Here is an 18,865-nt window from a genome sequence, read left to right on the forward strand (position 1 = left end):
GAAAACTTCCCTCTCAGCCCAGCAGGACGTCGTCGTCGCCCAGCCGCTTCAGCTCGCGGTAGAGAATGGCGAGGCCGGTGACGATCGCGACGGCGGACACGGTGGCGTCGATCAGGACCAGCGTGTCCTGCTCGGCGCGGGCCTTCTTCAGACGCTTGGCCACACCGAACGCGCCGAACGCGGTCCCGGCCATGGACAGGTAGGTACCGGACCTGGACTTCTTGAAGCCCTTGGCCTTGGTCAGTGCACTCACAGCGACGGAGCCTCCTCGAGCAGCGGGTGCCCCCACTTTTCCACGAAGGCCGCCTCGACGGCGGCGCCGACCTTGTAGAGCCGGTCGTCCTGCATCGCGGGGGCGATGATCTGGAGTCCCACCGGGAGGTTGTCCTCCGGGGCGAGACCGCACGGCAGGGACATGGCCGCGTTGCCCGCCAGGTTGGTCGGGATGGTGCACAGGTCCGCGAGGTACATCGCCATCGGGTCGTCGGCGCGCTCGCCGATCGGGAAGGCGGTGGTCGGGGTCGTCGGGGAGACGATCACGTCGACCTGCTCGAACGCCTTCTCGAAGTCCCGCGTGATGAGCGTGCGGACCTTCTGCGCCGAGCCGTAGTACGCGTCGTAGTAGCCGCTCGACAGGGCGTACGTGCCGAGCATGATGCGGCGCTTGACCTCCGGGCCGAAGCCCGCCTCACGGGTGAGGGAGGTGACCTCCTCGGCGGAGTGCGTGCCGTCGTCGCCGGTCCGCAGGCCGTAGCGCAGGCCGTCGAAGCGGGCGAGGTTGGAGGAGCACTCGGAGGGCGCGATCAGGTAGTACGCCGACAGGGCGAGGTCGAAGGACGGGCAGTCCAGCTCGACGATCTCGGCGCCCAGCTCCTTGAGCAGCTCGACCGACTCGTCGAAGCGCTGGATGACGCCGGCCTGGTAGCCCTCGCCGCGGAACTGCTTGACCACGCCGACGCGCATGCCCGCGACGCTGCCGTTGCGGGCGGCCTCGACGACCGGCGGGACCGGGGCGTCGATCGAGGTGGAGTCGAGCGGGTCGTGCCCGGCGATCACCTCGTGCAGCAGGGCCGCGTCCAGGACCGTACGGGCGCAGGGGCCGCCCTGGTCCAGGGAGGAGGAGAAGGCGACCATGCCGTACCGGGAGACCGCGCCGTACGTCGGCTTCACGCCGACCGTGCCGGTCACGGAGGCCGGCTGGCGGATGGAGCCGCCGGTGTCGGTGCCGATGGCCAGGGGTGCCTGGAAGGCGGCGAGGGCGGCACTGGAGCCGCCGCCGGAGCCGCCGGGGATCCTGGTGAGGTCCCACGGGTTGCCGGTGGGGCCGTACGCGCTGTTCTCCGTGGAGGACCCCATGGCGAACTCGTCCATGTTGGTCTTGCCGAGGATGACGACGTCGGCGGCCTTCAGCCGCTTGGTGAGCGTCGCGTCGTACGGCGGGATCCAGCCTTCGAGGATCTTCGAGCCGACGGTCGTGGGCACGCCCTCGGTGGTGAAGATGTCCTTCAGGGCGAGCGGTACGCCGGCCAGCGGGCCGAGCTTCTCGCCGCGGGCGCGCTTGTCGTCCACGGCACGGGCCTGGGCGAGGGCACCCTCGCGGTCGATGTGGAGGAAGGCGTGCACCTTCTCGTCCACCGCGTCGATCCGGGCGAGGTGGGCCTCGGTCACCTCGACGGCCGTCAGCTCGCCGGAAGCGATCTTCGCGGCGATCTCGGCTGCCGTGAGCTTGATGATGTTGCTGTCCGTCATGACGGTTTAGTCCTCCCCCAGGATCTGCGGCACCTTGAAACGCTGCTGCTCCTGGGCCGGGGCGCCGGAGAGCGCCTGCTCGGGGGTGAGCGAGGGACGGACCTCGTCCGGCCGCATGACGTTCGTCAGCGGCAGCGGGTGCGAGGTCGGCGGTACGTCTTGGTCGGCGACCTCGCTGACGCGGGCGACCGCGCCGATGATGTCGTCCAGCTGTCCCGCGAAGTGGTCGAGTTCTTCGGGCTTCAGCTCCAGACGCGCCAGCCGGGCGAGGTGGGCGACCTCCTCGCGCGTGATGCCAGGCATGCAGCGATCCTCTGGGTGAGAGTGTGTGGTTTGGGGCCAATCCTATGGGGCGGGCCCGGGTGCCCGTGAAACGGTTTGCCGGGACACCGTCCTCGCCGGTGCCGCCCGTCGCGGGTACGGCCCTCGGCGGACCCCGTCGGCACCCTCGGACAAGGCCCCTCCGAAGGGCCCGCCGGGGATGGGAACGCTACTCGGCGGCGGGCAGCGCGGCGCGCGGCCGCTGCCAGCCGCGGGTGCCGCGGGCCAGCAGCCAGGCGGTGGCCTCGTCCGGGGGCATCGCCGCGGCGACCAGCCATCCCTGCACCGCGTCGCAGCCCAGATCCCGCAGCCGCTCCCACGTCTCGTCGTCCTCCACGCCCTCGGCGACGACGAGGAGGCCCAGCGAATGGGCGAGGTCGACGGTGCAGCGGACGATCTCGGCGTCCTCGGTGTCGACGGCCAGCCGGGCCACGAAGGAGCGGTCGATCTTCAGCTCGCTGACCGGCAGCCGGCGCAGGTGCACCAGCGAGGAGTAGCCGGTGCCGAAGTCGTCGAGGGACATCTTCACGCCGTGCGCGGTGAGGCCGGCGAGGGTGTCGGCGGCCCGCTGCGGGTCCTCCAGCAGGACGTGTTCCGTGATCTCCAGCTGGAGCGCCCCGGCGGGGACCCCGTGCCGGGCGAGGCGCGCGGCCACCGATCCCGCGAATCCGGGGGTGTGGACGTCGCGCGGCGAGACGTTGACGGCGACCGGGACCCGCAGCCCCTGCGCACGCCACCGGGCGACCTGCGCGAGAGCGGTGTCGAGGACGTACTCCGTCAGATGGGGCATCAGGCCCGAGGACTCGGCTATCGCTATGAACTCGTCCGGCGGCACCTTGCCGCGCTCGGGATGCACCCAGCGGACCAGCGCCTCCAGGCCGGCGACCTGGCCGTCGAAGCGGACCTTGGGCTGGTAGTGCAGCTGCACCTCGCGTGCGTCCAGGGCGCGGCGCAGGTCGCCCAGCAAGCCGAGGCGGTCGGGGGTGTTGGAGTCCCGCTTGGACTCGTACACCTCGACGCCCGTACGGTCCCGCTTCGCCTGGTACATCGCCACATCGGCCCGGCGCAGCAGTCCTTCGGCGTCGAGGGCGTGGTCGGGGAAGACGGCGACCCCCGCACTGGCCTCCAGGACGAGGGTGAGGCCGTCGAGGTCGAGCGGGGAGCTGAGGGCGGCGACGAGGCCGCGGGCGACGCGCGTGGCCGACGTGGTGGAGTCGGCGACGGGCAGTAAGACGGCGAACTCGTCACCGCCGAGGCGGGCGGCCTCGGCGCCGCGCGGCAGGGCGAGGCGCAGCCGGTCGGCTATCTGGAGCAGCAGCCGGTCCCCGGCGAGATGCCCCAGGGTGTCGTTCACCGACCGGAAACGGTCGAGGTCGATCAGCATGAGGGCGGCGCGGGCACCGATGCGCTCGGCGTCGTCGAGGGCGGTCCAGATCCGCTCCAGCAGCCACTGCCGGTTGGGCAGTCCGGTCAGCGGGTCGCGCAGTTGTTCCTCGGCGCGGGCGCGGGCCATCCACAGCGTGGAGTCCAGGGCGATGAGGGGGATGGCGAACAGCGGGAGCAGGACCGGCTGGGCGTCCGCGACGACGCAGAGCAGGGGCGCGATGCCGAGCAGGGCGACGGCGACCAGACCCTGTCTGACCAGGGCGGTGCGGGCGACGGTGGGCACCCCGCCGCCGCGCGGGGCGTGCAGGTACCACAGCAGGCCGCGGCTGACGGCGAGATAGGCGCACGCGACCAGGACGACCTGGGGGGCCGTCGCGACGGTCCAGGTGCCCGGCCGCCAGGGCTGCTCGACGCTCGGGACCCGGCCGAACGCGCCGAGCAGCAGGGCGCCGGCGCCGATGCCGAGGATGTCGACCGCGCCGTGCAGGACGCCCTGCCGCCAGCGGTGCCGGCGGGCGATGCCGACCAGGACGACCACGGTGAGGCTGACCAGACCGGCGGGCACCCAGCCGTACAGCAGCAGGACGGCGAGGGTGAGGGCGGCGCCCGAGCCGGTGCCGCCCGACCAGCGGGCGCGGCCCAGCATGACGAGGTGGCCGACGATGACGCCGGTGAGCAGGGCCAGCGCCCAGCCGAGCGTGCCGCAGGGGAAGAGGGCGTGGTGACCGGCGTAGGCGCGGTAGAAGCCGGCGCCCAGGACGAGGCCGGCGGCGGCGGCGACGGCCGCGGGCAGCGCCGGCCAGGACGGGTGCCGTTCGGTGTCGGCGCCGGACAGGCCGGAAGCGGACTCCATGGCCCGGGACAGCGGGGCGTGTGCCTCGGCGGCGGAGCCCGGTCCGGCCGGGCGCGGCTGCCCGCCCGTCCGTCCGCCGGCCGGCCCGCTCCACCGGATTCCCCGCCACGTGCCCGCGCGGCGGCGCAGGCGCAGCCATGAGTCCGGGGCGGCGCTCTCGGTCGGTTCCATTCCCGTCCCTCTCACAGCCGGCGGTGCCCACGCCACGCGGTCCGATGCCCGACAACCATCAGCAGCTCCGCGCCGAAGAAACCCTCCCCGGCCTCTTCGGAGCACGGGGATGCCCCAGCCGCAGCTGGGCACGGCAGGCGCACACCTCAACAGTAGGCCGCGGAAGGCTTCCACGGGCAGCGGTCTCCGACGGTTGCCCGAATGCGCCCGGGCCACCCGTATGCAACTGATATGCGCCGATCGGGTGGCCTTCAACCGCTACTCCTCGGTCGGAAGCGCGACTTCGGCCGCCGCTTCGGGCCCCTGCTCCAGAAGGACGCCGAAACCGTCCTCGTTGAGGATCGGCACCTTCGCCTGTACGGCCTTGTCATATTTCGATCCGGGGTTGTCACCCACAACGACGAACGAGGTCTTCTTCGACACCGAACCGACCACTTTCGCGCCCCGGCTCTGGAGCGCCTCCTTGGCGCCGTCCCGGGTGTGGTTCTCCAGCGTGCCGGTGACGACGACCGTGAGCCCCGCCAGCGGGCGCGGACCCTCGTCCTCGCCGGACGACCGGTCCTCCAGGGGGACTCCGGCGGCCTTCCACTTGCGGACGATCTCGCGGTGCCAGTCCTCGGCGAACCACTCCTTGAGCGCGGCGGCGATGATCGGGCCGACGCCGTCGGTGGCCGCCAGCTCCGCCTCGGTCGCCTGCTCGATGCGGTCGAGGGAGCGGAACTCGCGGGCGAGGGCCTGCGCGGCCACCGGGCCGACGTGCCGGATGGACAGTCCGTTCAGGAACCGGGCCAGCGGACGGGACTTGGCGGCCTCGATGTTGGCCAGCAGCGTCAAGGTGTTCTTCTTCGGCTCGCCCTTCTGGTTGGCGAAGACCGTGACGACCTTCTCCTCCCCCGTCCTCGGGTCGCGCTTGGGCAGCCCGCTGTCGGGATCGAGGACGTGGGCCTTGATGGGCAGCAGCTTCTCCACCGTCAGGTCGAACAGGTCGCCCTCGTCCACCAGCGGCGGGTCGGCCGGCTCCAGCGGGCGGGTGAGCGCGGCGGCGGCCACCTCGCCGAAGTGCTCGATGTCCAGGCACTCGCGCCCGGCGAGGTAGGAGACACGTCCCCGCAACTGGGCCGGGCAAGCACGGGCGTTGGGGCAGCGGAGGTCGATGTCGCCCTCCTTCATGGGCCGCAGCGGCGTGCCGCACTCCGGGCACTCGCCCGGCATCACGAACTCCCGCTCGGTGTCGTCCCGCAGGTCGTAGACCGGGCCGAGGATCTCCGGGATGACGTCACCGGCCTTGCGGATGACGACCGTGTCGCCGATGCGGACGCCCTTGGCCCGCACGACCTCCTGGTTGTGCAGGGTCGCGAACTCCACCTCGCTGCCCGCGACCGTCACCGGCTCCACCTGGGCGTACGGCGTGACGCGGCCGGTGCGGCCGACCGCCACCTTGATGTCGATGAGCTTGGTGTTCACCTCTTCGGGCGCGTACTTGTAGGCGATCGCCCAGCGGGGGGCCCGCGCGGTGGAACCGAGCCGCCCCTGGAGGCGCAGCTCGTCCAGCTTGACCACGACCCCGTCGATCTCGTGCTCGACGGAGTGGCGGTGCTCGCCGTAGTACGCGATGAACTCCCGTACGCCGTCGAGGTCGTCGACCACGCGGTTGTGCGGGGAGGTGGGCAGGCCCCACTCCTTCAGCAGGTCGTAGGCCTGGGAGAGCCGGGTCATGCCGGTGTAGCCCTCCAGGGCGCCGATGCCGTGGACGACCATGTGCAGCGGGCGGGTGGCGGTGACCCGCGGATTCTTCTGGCGCAGCGAACCGGCGGCGGCGTTGCGCGGGTTGGCGAAGGGCTTGTCGCCGGCCGCGACGAGGCGTTCGTTCAGTTCGAGGAACTTCTCCATCGGGAAGTAGACCTCGCCGCGGATCTCCACCACGTCCGGCACCCGGTCGCCGTCGAGGCGGTCGGGGATCTCCGCGATCGTCCGGACGTTCGGGGTGATGTCCTCGCCGGTGCGGCCGTCGCCCCGGGTGGCGGCGCGCGTGAGCCGGCCGTTCTCGTAGGTGAGGTTGACCGCGAGGCCGTCCACCTTCAGTTCGCACAGGAAGTGGTAGGCCTGGCCGCCCAGTTCCCGCGCGATGCGGTCCGCCCAGGCGGCCAGCTCGTCGTCGTTGAAGGTGTTGTCGAGCGAGAGCATCCGCTCGCGGTGTTCGACCGCGGTGAACTCCGTCTCGTACGCCCCGGCGACCTTCTGGGTCGGCGAGTCCGGGCTGCGCAGCTCCGGATACTCCTCCTCCAGGGCCTCCAGAGTCTTCAGGAGCGTGTCGAACTCCGCGTCGCTGACGACCGGAGCGTCCTTCACGTAGTACCGGAAGCGGTGCTCCTCGATCTGCTCCGCCAGCCGCACGTGCCTCTCGCGGGCCTCGGCGGGCACCGCCGTCGTCTCCGCCTGCTTGTCGCCGGCCACCGTGTTGTCCTCCTGTTACTCTGGGTTGTCCGCAAGGGATCTCGCCGCCTGGGCGCAGTGGGCGAGCGCCTGGCGTGCGTAGCCCGGGGAAGCGCCCGCCAGACCGCACGCCGGGGTGACCGTGACCGCCTCCGCGAGCAGCCCCGGACGCAGCCCCAGCCTGCGCCACAGCGTCCTGACACCCATGACGCTACCGGCAGGGTCCGACAATGGGCCGTCCGTGCCCGGCACGACACCGGCGAACAGGCGGGTCCCGCCCTCGACGGCCTCGCCGATCACCTCGTCGTCACGCTCGGTGAGGAGTGCCAGATCGAAGGAGACGGCTGCCGCGCCGGCCCGCCGCAGCAGCGCGAACGGCACGTCCGGGGCGCAGGAGTGCACGACCACGGGGCCGCCGCCGTTCACCCCGACGACGTCCCGGAGCCTGGCCTCCACGACCTGCCGGTCCACCGCGCGGTGCCTGCGGTAGCCGCTGGCGGTCGGCACCTGTCCGCGAAGCACGTCGGTCAGTGAGGGCTCGTCGAGCTGGAGGACGATCCGGGCACCGGGGACGCGGCGCCGCACGTCGTCCAGGTGCAGCCGCAGTCCCTCGGCGAGCGAGGCGGCGAGGTCCCGGCACGCGCCGGGGTCCGACAGGGCGGCCTCGCCGTTCTTCAGCTCCAGGGCCGCGGCCAGCGTCCACGGCCCGACGGCCTGCACCTTCAGATCGCCCTCGTAGCCCTGCGTGAACTCCTCGACGGCGTCGAGGTCCTCGCCCAGCCAGGACCGCGCCCGCCGGGTGTCCCGGCCCGGCCGGTCACCGATCCGCCAGCCGCTGGGCTCCACGCGCGCGTACAGCTCGACCAGCATGCCGGCGGTACGGCCGATCATGTCGGCGCCGGGTCCGCGCGCGGGCAGCTCGGCAAGGAAGGGGAAGTCCTCGAAGGACCCGGTGGCGGTCCGGGCGGCCTCCCGGGCGTCACCACCGGGCAGGGACCCGACACCGGTGGCGCCACCGAACCTGAACACGCTGTTTTCGCTCACCGGGGCAGCCTACGGAACCCGGCGGCCGGGATCAGCGCCCCGGTCGTACCGTCAGGTCGTTGACCTCGGCGTCCCGCGGCAGGTCCAGGGCCATCAGGATCGTCGTGGCCACCGACTCGGGGTCGATCCACCGGGCCGGGTCGTACTCCTCGCCCTGCTGCTGGTGGACCTTGGCCTGCATGGGGCTGGCGGTGCGGCCGGGGTAGACGGAGGTGACCCGGACACCGGCCGCGTGCTCCTCCTGGCGCAGGGAGTCGGCGAGCGCCTTCAGGCCGTGCTTGGAGGCCGCGTACGCGGACCAGCCGGCGTGGGCGTTCAGGCCGGAGCCGGAGTTGACGAAGATCACATGGCCGCGGGACGCCCGCAGCTGCGGCAGGAAATGCCGGGTCAGCTCGGCGGGGGCGATCAGGTTCACGTTGAGCTGGTGGTGCCAGGACTTCGGGGTCAGGTCGCCGACGTCACCGAGGTCGACGACGCCGGCGATGTTCAGCAGGGAGTCCACGCTGCCCGGGAGTGTCTGGTGGGAGAACGCCCAGGACAGCCGGTCCGGGTCCGCGAGGTCGCCGACGAGGGTGCGGGCGCCGGGGAACTCGGCGGCCAGTTCCCTGGCGCGGCCCGCGTCGCGCGCGTGCAGCACGAGGTCGTCCCCGCGCGCGTGCAGCCGGCGGGCCACGGCCGCGCCGATGCCGGAACCGGCTCCGGTGATCACATGAGTAGCCATGCCCGCCATGCTCGCATCAGCGGGCGCCGGACCCCGCGGCGGCAGCCGATCATGTCGCGGACTGAAGGTATGCGAGCGCCGCGGCGGGCTCCTCGGCGAAGAAGACCAGCTCGGACAGCGGGCGGGGCAGGAAGCCCTCGGCCTCCATGCGGAGGAACTGCTGCTGAAGCCCGTCGTAGAAGCCCGCGGTGTTCAGCAGCACGACCGGCTTCTCGGTGCGGCCGTGCTTCTTCAGCTCCAGGATCTCGGTGGCCTCGTCGAGCGTGCCGGTGCCGCCCACCATGATCACCACGGCGTCGGCCTTCTCCAGCAGCAGCTTCTTGCGCTCGGCGAGGTCGGCGGCGATGACCATCTCGTCGGCGCCGGGCCGTGCCCTGTTCGCCAGGAACTCCACGGAGACGCCCAGCAGCCTGCCTCCCGCCTCCTGCACACCGTCGGCGACCACCTTCATCAGGCCGACGTCCGAGCCGCCCCAGACCAGGGTGTGGCCCGCCTTGCCGATCAGTTCGGCGAACTCGCGCGCGGGGCCGGTGTACCGCTCGTCGAGGTCGGCGGCGGACAGGAAGACGCAGATGTTCATGGCTCCTACCGTACGGTGACCGGCCCGGGCGGGAAGAAGCGCGGCCTGCGCGGTGCTGACCCGGTATGACCCGAGGACACACGATCACGATCGAGAAGAGCGGGCGGCACGTGCGCGTGGAGCGCGACGGCCTGGTGCTCGCGGAGTCCGACCGCTCGCTGGAGCTGCGGGAGACGGGCTGTCCGGTGCGGTACTACGTCCCCGCCGAGGACGTGCGCCTGGACCTGCTGGCTCCCTCCGACACGCACACCGTCTGCCCCTTCAAGGGCACGGCGTCGTACTGGTCCCTGCCGGACGCGCCCGACCTCGTCTGGGGGTACCCGGACCCGAAGCCGGGGGTCGCCGAGATCAAGGACCACTACTGCTTCTACGACGCCGAGGTGTCCTGACCGGCCGGAGCCGGGGCCGTGCGGGGGCGGCCCGCACGGCCGGGGACGGACGCGGTGGGCGGGCTCAGACCGCCGCCGCCGCGCGCGTGGTGGCCGCGATCGTCGCCGAGCCCACCACGCGCGTGCCGTCGTACAGCACGATCGCCTGGCCGGGGGCGACCCCGCGGACCGGCTCGCTGAAGGTGACCCGCAGCTCGCCGCCGGCCGGCTCGGCGGTCACCTCGGTCTCGCCGCCGTGGGCGCGCAGCTGGGCAGTGTAGGTGCCGGCGGCGGTGGGCGCGGCGCCGCACCAGCGGGGCCTGATCGCGGTGAGGGCGGTGACGTCCAGGGCCTCGGCCGGGCCGACCGTGACGGTGTTGGTGACCGGGGAGATGTCCAGGACGTAGCGGGGCTTGCCGTCGGCGGCCGGGGTGCCGATCCTGAGCCCCTTGCGCTGGCCGATGGTGAAGCCGTACGCGCCCTCGTGCGTGCCCAGCCGGGTGCCGGACTCGTCCACGATGTCGCCCTCGGCCCTGCCGAGCCGGCCGGCCAGGAAGCCCTGCGTGTCGCCGTCGGCGATGAAGCAGATGTCGTGCGAGTCGGGCTTCTTGGCGACGGCCAGACCCCGGCGCTCGGCCTCCGCGCGGATCTCCTCCTTGGTGGTGACCGTGTCGCCGAGCGGGAACAGCGCGTGGGCGAGCTGCTTCTCGTCCAGCACGCCCAGCACGTACGACTGGTCCTTCGCCATGTCGGAGGCGCGGTGCAGTTCGCGGGAGCCGTCCTCGCGCACGATCACCTTGGCGTAGTGGCCGGTGCAGACGGCGTCGAAGCCGAGGGCCAGTGCCTTGTCCAGGAGCGCGGCGAACTTGATCTTCTCGTTGCAGCGCAGGCACGGGTTCGGGGTGCGGCCGGCCTCGTACTCGGCGACGAAGTCCTCGACGACGTCCTCGCGGAAGCGGTCGGCGAGGTCCCAGACGTAGAACGGGATACCGATGACGTCGGCGGCGCGCCGGGCGTCGCGCGAGTCCTCGATGGTGCAACAGCCCCGCGCGCCGGTACGGAAGGACTGCGGGTTCGCGGAGAGCGCGAGGTGGACGCCGGTGACGTCGTGGCCGGCTTCCGCGGCGCGCGCGGCGGCGACGGCGGAGTCGACCCCGCCGGACATGGCGGCGAGGACGCGGAGGGGGCGGGTGCGCTGCGGGGTGTCAGTCATAGCCCTTCCAGGGTACGGGGACGCGGGAACCGGATGGGCCGGGCAGCCGTTGAGACGGCAGGGGCGACGAGGGGACGACCGGGGCACGACGAGGGGGTGACCATGGCTGCGGGGACGGGCGACACGGACCGGCGGCTGGGGCGGCGGGCCCTGCTGGCCGGCGGGGCCGCGGCGGCGGTGGGCACGGCCGTGCTGGCCCGGGACGAGCTGGCGCGGCTGTGGTGGCGGCTGCCCGGGGTGGAGCGGTCCCGGGTGGCGGGTGCGGTGGACTTCCGGGGCGCGCGCTGGGTGGCGGCCTCCCCGGCGAACTACCGGCGGGCGGACCGGCCGGACGACTATCCGGTGGACCGGGTGGTCGTCCATGTCACCCAGGGCGGCTACGCGTCGGCGGTGAAGGTCTTCCAGGACCCGGCGCACGGGGCGGCGGCGCACTACGTCGTGCGCCGGGACGGGCGGGTCACCCAGCTGGTCCGGGAGCTGGACGTCGCCTTCCACGCGGGCAACCGCGAGTACAACGAGCGCAGCGTCGGCATCGAGCACGAGGGCTTCGTGGAGGACGCCTCGTCCTTCACGGACGCCCTGTACACGGCCTCGGCACGGCTGACGGCGGCGATATGCCGGCGCTACGGCATACCCGCCGACCGTGAGCACGTCGTGGGCCACGCGGAGGTGCCGGGCACGGACCACACGGACCCGGGCCGGTTCTGGGACTGGGAGCGCTATCTGCGGCTGGTCCGCGCCGCACACCCGGGAGCCCCGGCAGCCGGGTGAGCCTTCGGGACCGGGCGGGCTCGTGGGGCTCAAGTCTTTCGTTCGGATCAGGCCGGATCAGGGAGCGGGGTCCGGTGCCGTGCGTCGCAAGGCGGAGGAGGGCGCCACGGCGGAGCCATGGAAACCGACGACGCGGCAGTGGGGGCACCTCCCGCTCGGGCGAAGCCGGGAGCGGAGGAGCGGTGCCGGACCCCGCGAGCCCGGCATGATCCGAACGAGAGGCCCTAGGTGAGTCCCGCCGCGCGGGCCCGTTCCACCGCCGGGCCGATCGCCTCGGCCACCGCCTCGACGTCGGCCCGCGTGGAGGTGTGGCCGAGGGAGAAGCGCAGGGTGCCGCGGGCCAGGTCGGGGTCGGTGCCGGTGGCGAGGAGGACGTGACTGGGCTGGGCGACGCCGGCGGTGCAGGCGGAGCCGGTGGAGCACTCGATGCCCTGGGCGTCCAGCAGGAGCAGCAGGGAGTCGCCCTCGCAGCCGGGGAAGGTGAAGTGCGCGTTGGCCGGCAGGCGGCCCCCGGGGGCGGGGTCGCCGCCGAGGAGCGCGTCCGGTACGGCCGTGAGGACGGCGTCGACCAGCTGGTCGCGCAGGGCGCCGATCTCGCGGGCGAACCGCTCCTGCCGCCCGGCGGCGAGCCGGCCGGCCACGGCGAAGGAGGCGACGGCCGGGACGTCGAGCGTGCCGGAGCGGACGTGGCGTTCCTGGCCACCGCCGTGCAGGACGGGCACGGGGGTGTGCTCGCGGCCGAGGATCAGGGCGCCGATGCCGTACGGACCGCCGATCTTGTGGCCGGAGACCGTCATCGCGGCGAGGCCGGAGGCCTCGAAGGCGACCGGGACCTGGCCGAAGGCCTGGACCGCGTCGGCATGCAGCGGAACGCCGAACTCGGCGGCGATGTCCGCGAGTTCGCGGACCGGCATGAGGGTGCCGATCTCGTTGTTGGCCCACATCACGGTGACCAGGGCGACGTCGTCGGGGTTGCGGGCGATGGCCTCGCGCAGGACGTCGGGGTGGACGCGGCCGTGGGGGTCGACCGGAAGGTACTCGACCGTCGCGCCCTCGTGCTCGCCGAGCCAGTGCACGGCGTCCAGCACGGCGTGGTGCTCGACCGGGCTGGCCAGGACCCGGGTGCGGGCCGGGTCGGCGGCGCGGCGCGACCAGTAAAGGCCCTTGACGGCCAGGTTGTCGGCCTCGGTGCCGCCGGACGTGAGGACGACCTCGCTGGGGCGGGCGCCCAGCGCTTCCGCCAGGGCCTCCCGGGATTCCTCGACCGTGCGGCGGGCCCGGCGCCCGGAGGCGTGCAGGGCGGACGCGTTGCCGGTGATGCTCAGCTGGGCGGTCAGTGCCTCTGCCGCCTCCGGGAGCATCGGGGTCGTGGCGGCGTGGTCGAGGTATGCCATGGTGACGCCGATTCTACGTGGCCCCCACAACCGGCTCCGGCCGCGCCGGGCGGCGTCCGGCGCCTCACAGGCTCCAGGAGACCGTGCCGGACATCTCCATGGCCGCCACCAGGACGGCGAGGTCGGCGACGCCGAGGGCCAGGCCCAGCCAGGCGCGGCCCCGGCGGCCCGTGCCGCGCCACAGGGCGACCGCGGCGAGGACGACGGCGACCGGCCCGAGGAAGAGGTTGAGGACGAGCAGGCCGAGGAGGCCGAGGATGAAGGACGCCACGGCCATGCCGTCGGCGTCGCGCATGCGCGGACGGGTGTCGGTGCGGGGCACGGCCGGTGCGGTGAGGTGCATGGGTGTCAGCTCCTGATGGTCCTGGCGGTTCCTGGCGGTCCTGGTGTCTGCGTGGCTCCGGCGGTCCTGCCGGTTCCGGGGCCTGTTCGCGGTCCCGGTGTCCTTGCGGCCGGTCAGTTGGCCGAGGGCTGCCGGCGGCGGCCGTGGCGCTCGCGGAGCGCGAAGACGGCGAGCCAGACGACGATGACGGCGGCCAGGGCGGCGGTGACGGTCAGCGGCGCGTGGGCCACGGTGCCCAGCACGACACCGAACAGCATGAGAGCGGCGACGAGGAACAGCATGGGATCGGATCCCCCCTCAGGAATACCTCGTGTGCGGCCGGTGCGTTCGGCCGGTGTGAAGTTTGGGTGAACAGTTGTAGTAACAGTTGTTCACTGACTTCGAGCCTAACGCCTCCGACGGCTTTCCAATTCCGGAGAACAGTTGTTAACTGGATGACATGAGTCACACCCTCGGCATCCGGCAGGCCCAGAAGCAGAAGACCCGGCAGGCGTTCCTCGACGCGGCGCTCTCGCTGCTGGAGGAGCAGAGCCTGAGCAGCCTGGGCCTGCGCGAGGTCACCCGGGCCGTCGGCGTCGCGCCGACCGCCTTCTACCGGCACTTCCGCTCGACCGCCGACCTCGGTGTGGCCCTGGTCGACGAGGCGCTGGGGAGCCTGCATCCGATGGTGCGGACGACGGTGTCCACGACGGGCGACAGCGAGGAACGCATCACGCGCGCCGTCGAGCTGATCGCCCGTCACGTCGCGGCGTTCCCGGCGCACGTCCGCTTCATCGCCCGGGAACGGCACGGCGGGGTGCAGCCGGTGCGCGAGGCCATCCGGGGCCAGCTGCTGCGGTTCGCCGAGGAGGTGAAGGCCGAGCTGGCCGGGGACCCCGAGGCGGCGGGCTGGAGCGACGACGACCTGCTGATGCTCGCGCACCTCTACGTCGACCAGATGCTCATCACCGCCTCCCTGTTCCTGGAGGCGCTGGAGGCTCCGGAGGAGGAGCGCGAGCGGGTGACCCAGCTGGCCACCCACCAGCTGCGGCTCATCACCATCGGCCGCGGCCACTGGCTCGACTGAGCCGCCCGGCGGGTACGGCCCCCTCGATCCCGCCCCGCGCACCCGGCGTCCGGCCCTTCCCGGCGCATACGGGTGAGGGGCGGCCCGGGAGCCGCCCCCCACCCCGGTTCCGCGCCGCTCAGCCGAGCCTGACGCGGGCCAGCTGACGGGACTGGGCGACCAGACGGTCCTCGCTGTCCCAGACCTCGGCGTCCTCCTCCAGGAAGCCGCCGGCCAGATTGCGGGTGGTGATCGCCACCCGCAGCGGGCCGGGGGCCGGACGGTGGCGGACGTGGACGGTGAGTTCCACCGTGGGGACCCAGCCCCGCAGGCCGATCTCGAAGGCGGTGGGCGGGAGGGCGTCCACCGCGAGGAGCAGCGACAGCGGGTCGGCGTCGCGGCCGTCGGCCAGGCCGAACCAGGCGCGCATCTCACCCCTGCCGGAGGGCGCGCCGAGTGCCCAGCCGAGGGTGTCGGGGTCCAGCTTGAGCATCAGGCGGTCGGCGATCGCGGAGCTGCCGGGGACGGGCGCCGGCGCGTCGTCCGGGCCGAAGCACCGCTCCAGCGGCGGGATCGCGGGCGGGGTGGCCGTCGTGCGCACGTCGTCGGGGAGGGTGGCGAGGTCGCCGTAGGAGGCCAGGACGCGGATGCGTTCGACCTCGTTGCCCGCGTCGTCGTACTGGAAGAGGGAGGCCTGGCCGGTGGAGAGGGTGCGGCCGGTGCGGACGGTTCCCGTGCGGATGACCGCCGGGCCGGGCTGCGAGGCGGTCAGGTAGTGCGCGGTGATGGTGAACGGGTCCGGATGCGGGAGGGTGTCCGCGAGGGCCCGGCCGAGTACGGCCAGCAGATAGCCGCCGTTGACGGCGTTGATGATGGTCCAGCCGGCCGAGAGGTCGGCGTCGTAGACGCCGGGCTCGCGCCGGGTGACCGCGGTGTCGCGGTCGAACTCGCTGTCGCCGATCACGGCGCGCCTGGCCGGGGCGGAAGTCGCTTCTGGCATGGGGAAACGGTACAACAACAAATTACTAAGCGGTAGCTTTCCGTGGGGCGGCCGCCTCACGCGCCCCGGCCTCAAGGTAAGAGTTCCGGCCTCCGGGTGAGCTTCCGGCAATTTCTCGGTAAGTGTCCGGACACGTCCACAACCCCCGGCCCGTGATTCCCCTCTATGGGGACATGAGCCTCACCGGGACTCCGTTCCTCTACACCACCCTCGTGCTGTCGGTGGTCGCCGTCATACTGCCGCTCGTCCTGTGGTCGCGGATGCGCGGGCCCCGGCCTCTGCGGGCCGTGGCCCGGATCCTCATGCTGCTGTTCGCCCAGGGTACGGCCGTCACCCTGGTCTTCGTACTGGTCAACAACCAGAACAACCTGTACGACAACTGGGCGGACCTGCTCGGCACCGGCAACCACGTCCAGGAGGCAGCCGACCTCGGCCGGGACGGCACCGGCGGCATCGCCGTGAAACGGCTGCCCCGGGTCAGGCAGACCTTCCGGCCTGCCGACGGACCCGGCATGCGCGCGGCCGGCGGTGTACGTGTCACCCAGCTCCGCGGCCGGGTCTCCGGTGTGAACGCCGAGGTGTACGTCTGGCTGCCGCCGCAGTACCACGACCCCGCCTACCGCCACAAACGGTTCCCGGTGGTCGAGCTGCTGCCGGGCTACCCCGGGTCCGCCAAGGCCTGGTTCGGGTCGATGCGGACCCATGAGCAGCTGCTGCCGCTGATGCGGAGCGGCCAGGTGGCGCCGTTCATCCTGGTCGCCCCGCGCACCAACCTGCTGGCCGGCGTGGACACCGGCTGCGCCAACGTCCCGGGCCAGGTCAACGCCGACAGCTGGCTCAGCGTCGACGTGCCGAAGATGGTCACGGACAACTTCCGGGCCCAGCCCGCGCCCCGGGGCTGGGCGGTGGCCGGGTACTCGGCGGGCGCGCACTGCGCGGTGAAGCTGGCGGTGGCCCACCCCGGCCGGTACCGGGCCGCGGTGAGCATGTCCGGCTACAACGACCCGATCGGCGAACGCAGTTCCCTCGCCGCCCAGACCCCCGCACTGCGGGCCGCGAACAACCCCTACCTGCTGCTCAGGAGGGCTGCCGCACCGCCTCCCGTCGCGCTGTACCTCTCCGGCGAGTCAGGCGACGGCTACCAGGCGGGCGAGGCCCTGGCGTCCGCCGCCAAGGCGCCGACCACCGTGCACGTGGTGTTCCTGCCGCGCAGCGCGGGCGGTCACACGATGGCGCTGTGGCGGCCGCAGGTCCCCGCGTCCTTCCGCTGGCTGACCCTCCAGATGGGCCAGAACCGCGCCGGCGGGCAGGACGGTTCCCTCGCCGGTTCTACTCCTCGGTCACCGTCGAACGGCGGTTCCACGCACGCGGCGCTCGCCAGTGGAAGCGCATCGCGAGCAGACGCAGCACGAAGGCCGTGACGACCGCGAGTCCGCTGGTGAACGGGGTGAGAGCGCCGTAGCGGATGCACAGCACGACCATGCCGGCGCCGACGATCGCCGGGACCGCGTACAGGTCGCGGTCCCAGCGCAGCAGCGAGGGCACCTCATTGGCCAGCACGTCCCGCAGCACACCGCCGCCGACGGCCGTGGCCAGGCCCAGCGTGGCCGACGCGGTCAGGCCCAGGCCGTAGCTGTACGCCTTCGTCGTACCGCTGACGCAGAACAGGCCGAGGCCGGCCGCGTCGAAGACGAGCACCGCGGACTGGATGCGCTCGACGTGCGGGTGCAGGAAGAAGACGACGAGCGTGGCGAGCAGGGGCGTCAGGAAGTACCCGAGGTCCGTGAAGGCGGCCGGGGGCACGGCCCCGATGACCAGGTCACGGATCATCCCCCCGCCCAGCGCCGTGACCTCGGCGAGGACGGCGATCCCGAAGACATCGAAGTTCTTCCGGACGGCCAGCAGGGCGCCGGAGATCGCGAACACGAAGATGCCGATCACATCGAGCGTGTGCTGGACGGAGGGACTGAAGAGTTGCTGGAGCTGCACCCTGACATTCTCACCCGTCGGCGAGCTGCAACCTTACAAAGCCAGGATCACAGGGCGGGTTTCCCTGTGGTGAACAGCCAGGTGTCGAACAGGTCGTCCAGCTGCTGTCCGCTGATCCGCTCGGCGAGGCGGACGAATCCGGCGGTGTCCGCGTTGCCGTACCGGTGCAGTGCCGTCCAGGCGGGCAGCAGCCGGAAGAAGGCGGTGTCGCCGATCCGCTCGCGCAGGGCCTGGAGCGCCATCGCGCCGCGCTGGTAGACGGCGGAGGCGAACATCGTGTCCCGCTGCGGGTCGGCCACCTCGATCTGCCAGAAGGCGGAGTCGGCGGGGCGGGCGCCGTAGGCGGCGAGGAAGGAGTCGTGGGCGGTGCGGGTGCCCTGGTGCTCCGCCCACAGCCACTGGGCGTAGGTGGCGAACCCCTCGTTGAGCCAGATGTCCTTCCACCGCGCCACGCTCACCGAGTCGCCGAACCACTGGTGGGCCAGCTCGTGCACGATGGTCGTCTCGCTGCGCACGGCCGAGTAGGCGGGCTTGCTCTGCACCTCCAGCGAGAACCCCGCCTCGGGCATGTCGTCCACGATCGCGCCGGTCTCCTCGAAGGGGTACGGCCCGAAGACCTGCGACCAGTAGTCGGTCACGGCGGACGTGACGGCGTACACGTCGACGCTGTTGCCGTTCTTCAGCACGGGGTCGACGGCGACGTAGACCGGGATGCCGCCGGGGGTCCGCCCGGTGCGCACGTCGAACTTGCCGATGGTGGCGGTGGCGAGGTAGGTCGCCATGGGCCTCGACTCCCGCCAGTGGGTGTACGTCGAACCGCCCCTGTCGTACGTCGACACCAGCCGGCCGTTGGAGACGGCCGTCAGGCCCTCGGGCGCCTTGATCCGGATGTCGTAGGTGGCCTTGTCGGAGGGGTGGTCGCTGGACGGGAACCAGGTGGAGGCGGCGTTGGGCTCACAGGCGACGAAGACGCCGTCGTCCGTCTTCATCCAGCCGTACCGGGAGCCGAAGACGATGGGCCCGCCGAGGGACTGCGGTACGCCGCCGTAGGTGACGGTGACCCGGAAGTCCCTTCCCTCGCGCAGGCTGTGCCGCGGGGTGACGGTGACCTCGTCGCCGTCGCGCGTGAACTCGGCCCGTCTGCCGTCGACCTCGATCCGCGTGATCTCCAGCTGCTGGAGGTCGAGGTCGAAGGAGGACAGGGTGCGGGTGGCGCGGGCGGTGAGGGTCGTACGGCCGTCGAGGCGGCCGGTGCCGGGGGCGTAGGCGACGTCGAGGTCGTAATGGCTGGCGTCGAAGCCGCCGTTGCCGAGCCGGGGGAAGTAGGAGTCACCGATGCCGGGGGCGCCCTGGGTGGGGGCGGCCGAGGCGGCGATGACGAGGAAGGAGGCCGCCGCGGTGGCGAGGGCCCCCAGACGTGCCGAACGGGAGAGTGCCATGAGTCGTCCCTTTCGAGCATGTGCCGGTCAGTGGCCTGACACGGA

General features: G+C 72.5%; 19 protein-coding genes. 4 read left to right on the forward strand and 15 right to left on the reverse strand.

The features are described 5' to 3' along the window. Positions 1-13: 13 nt before the first annotated feature. The 8 genes from AB0F03_RS29295 to AB0F03_RS29330 form a co-directional block, all read right to left on the reverse strand. Positions 14-253: a hypothetical protein gene (locus AB0F03_RS29295; protein WP_356824359.1), complete on the reverse strand. Its 240-nt coding sequence runs from the start codon at positions 251-253 to the stop codon at positions 14-16. Continuing rightward, on the reverse strand, positions 250-1,749 hold the full coding sequence (gene gatA / locus AB0F03_RS29300) for an Asp-tRNA(Asn)/Glu-tRNA(Gln) amidotransferase subunit GatA (RefSeq protein ID WP_361997218.1): 1,500 nt from the start codon (positions 1,747-1,749) through the stop codon (positions 250-252). Before gatA ends, AB0F03_RS29295 begins: the two co-directional genes overlap by 4 nt. Positions 1,750-1,755: 6 nt before the next feature. Beyond that, positions 1,756-2,052 (reverse strand): Asp-tRNA(Asn)/Glu-tRNA(Gln) amidotransferase subunit GatC, encoded by a 297-nt coding sequence (gene gatC / locus AB0F03_RS29305; protein ID WP_031117542.1) that lies wholly within the window; start codon positions 2,050-2,052, stop codon positions 1,756-1,758. A 187-nt stretch (positions 2,053-2,239) separates the two neighbouring features. Next, the gene (locus AB0F03_RS29310) at positions 2,240-4,480 is read right to left on the reverse strand and encodes a bifunctional diguanylate cyclase/phosphodiesterase (protein WP_361997221.1); all 2,241 of its coding nucleotides are present in this window, start codon (positions 4,478-4,480) and stop codon (positions 2,240-2,242) included. Between the two features lie 258 nt (positions 4,481-4,738). Continuing rightward, a complete protein-coding gene (gene ligA / locus AB0F03_RS29315) occupies positions 4,739-6,934 on the reverse strand; it encodes an NAD-dependent DNA ligase LigA (RefSeq protein WP_361997223.1) in 2,196 nt (731 codons plus the stop codon). Positions 6,935-6,949: 15 nt separating this feature from the next. Further along, positions 6,950-7,957, reverse strand: a complete 1,008-nt coding sequence (locus tag AB0F03_RS29320; protein WP_361997224.1) for a methionine synthase — start codon at positions 7,955-7,957, stop codon at positions 6,950-6,952. A gap of 31 nt (positions 7,958-7,988) precedes the next feature. Beyond that, positions 7,989-8,687 (reverse strand): SDR family oxidoreductase, encoded by a 699-nt coding sequence (locus AB0F03_RS29325; RefSeq protein ID WP_361997226.1) that lies wholly within the window; start codon positions 8,685-8,687, stop codon positions 7,989-7,991. A 40-nt stretch (positions 8,688-8,727) separates the two neighbouring features. Then, the gene (locus AB0F03_RS29330) at positions 8,728-9,258 is read right to left on the reverse strand and encodes a TIGR00730 family Rossman fold protein (protein WP_361997228.1); all 531 of its coding nucleotides are present in this window, start codon (positions 9,256-9,258) and stop codon (positions 8,728-8,730) included. A 65-nt stretch (positions 9,259-9,323) separates the two neighbouring features. Between AB0F03_RS29330 and AB0F03_RS29335 the strand changes: the two genes are divergently transcribed. Further along, positions 9,324-9,647: a DUF427 domain-containing protein gene (locus tag AB0F03_RS29335; RefSeq protein WP_361997230.1), complete on the forward strand. Its 324-nt coding sequence runs from the start codon at positions 9,324-9,326 to the stop codon at positions 9,645-9,647. A 64-nt stretch (positions 9,648-9,711) separates the two neighbouring features. On the opposite strand, the gene mnmA is transcribed toward AB0F03_RS29335, so the two are convergent. Next, positions 9,712-10,839: a tRNA 2-thiouridine(34) synthase MnmA gene (gene mnmA / locus AB0F03_RS29340; RefSeq protein WP_361997232.1), complete on the reverse strand. Its 1,128-nt coding sequence runs from the start codon at positions 10,837-10,839 to the stop codon at positions 9,712-9,714. Between the two features lie 102 nt (positions 10,840-10,941). Between mnmA and AB0F03_RS29345 the strand changes: the two genes are divergently transcribed. Beyond that, positions 10,942-11,610, forward strand: coding sequence for an N-acetylmuramoyl-L-alanine amidase (locus AB0F03_RS29345; protein WP_361997234.1), 669 nt, complete (start codon positions 10,942-10,944; stop codon positions 11,608-11,610). Between the two features lie 224 nt (positions 11,611-11,834). On the opposite strand, the gene AB0F03_RS29350 is transcribed toward AB0F03_RS29345, so the two are convergent. The 3 genes from AB0F03_RS29350 to AB0F03_RS29360 form a co-directional block, all read right to left on the reverse strand. Continuing rightward, entirely contained in the window at positions 11,835-13,004 is a 1,170-nt protein-coding gene (locus AB0F03_RS29350; RefSeq protein WP_361997236.1) for a cysteine desulfurase family protein, read from the reverse strand. Between the two features lie 64 nt (positions 13,005-13,068). After that, complete coding sequence (locus AB0F03_RS29355) at positions 13,069-13,347, reverse strand: DUF4190 domain-containing protein (protein ID WP_361997238.1); 279 nt, start codon at positions 13,345-13,347, stop codon at positions 13,069-13,071. Positions 13,348-13,460: 113 nt separating this feature from the next. After that, positions 13,461-13,628 carry a hypothetical protein gene (locus AB0F03_RS29360; RefSeq protein WP_361997240.1) on the reverse strand — a complete coding sequence of 56 codons (168 nt, stop codon included), beginning with the start codon at positions 13,626-13,628 and terminating at the stop codon, positions 13,461-13,463. A gap of 158 nt (positions 13,629-13,786) precedes the next feature. On the opposite strand from AB0F03_RS29360, the gene AB0F03_RS29365 reads away from it, so the two are divergent. Continuing rightward, positions 13,787-14,413, forward strand: a complete 627-nt coding sequence (locus AB0F03_RS29365) for a TetR family transcriptional regulator (protein WP_361997242.1) — start codon at positions 13,787-13,789, stop codon at positions 14,411-14,413. A gap of 118 nt (positions 14,414-14,531) precedes the next feature. Here the strand turns inward: AB0F03_RS29365 and AB0F03_RS29370 are convergent, their stop codons facing one another. Continuing rightward, on the reverse strand, positions 14,532-15,392 hold the full coding sequence (locus AB0F03_RS29370; protein WP_361997243.1) for a thioesterase family protein: 861 nt from the start codon (positions 15,390-15,392) through the stop codon (positions 14,532-14,534). A gap of 173 nt (positions 15,393-15,565) precedes the next feature. On the opposite strand from AB0F03_RS29370, the gene AB0F03_RS29375 reads away from it, so the two are divergent. Next, a complete protein-coding gene (locus tag AB0F03_RS29375; RefSeq protein ID WP_361997245.1) occupies positions 15,566-16,813 on the forward strand; it encodes an alpha/beta hydrolase-fold protein in 1,248 nt (415 codons plus the stop codon). Here the strand turns inward: AB0F03_RS29375 and AB0F03_RS29380 are convergent. Further along, positions 16,722-17,381 carry a trimeric intracellular cation channel family protein gene (locus AB0F03_RS29380; RefSeq protein WP_361997247.1) on the reverse strand — a complete coding sequence of 220 codons (660 nt, stop codon included), beginning with the start codon at positions 17,379-17,381 and terminating at the stop codon, positions 16,722-16,724. The two genes, AB0F03_RS29375 and AB0F03_RS29380, sit on opposite strands and share 92 nt — an antisense overlap. Before the next feature lie 47 nt (positions 17,382-17,428). Continuing rightward, on the reverse strand, positions 17,429-18,820 hold the full coding sequence (locus AB0F03_RS29385) for a M1 family metallopeptidase (protein ID WP_361997249.1): 1,392 nt from the start codon (positions 18,818-18,820) through the stop codon (positions 17,429-17,431). Positions 18,821-18,865 lie beyond the last annotated feature (45 nt).

The sequence above is a fragment of the Streptomyces sp. NPDC028722 genome, from assembly GCF_040637655.1.
Lineage (GTDB): Bacteria > Actinomycetota > Actinomycetes > Streptomycetales > Streptomycetaceae > Streptomyces.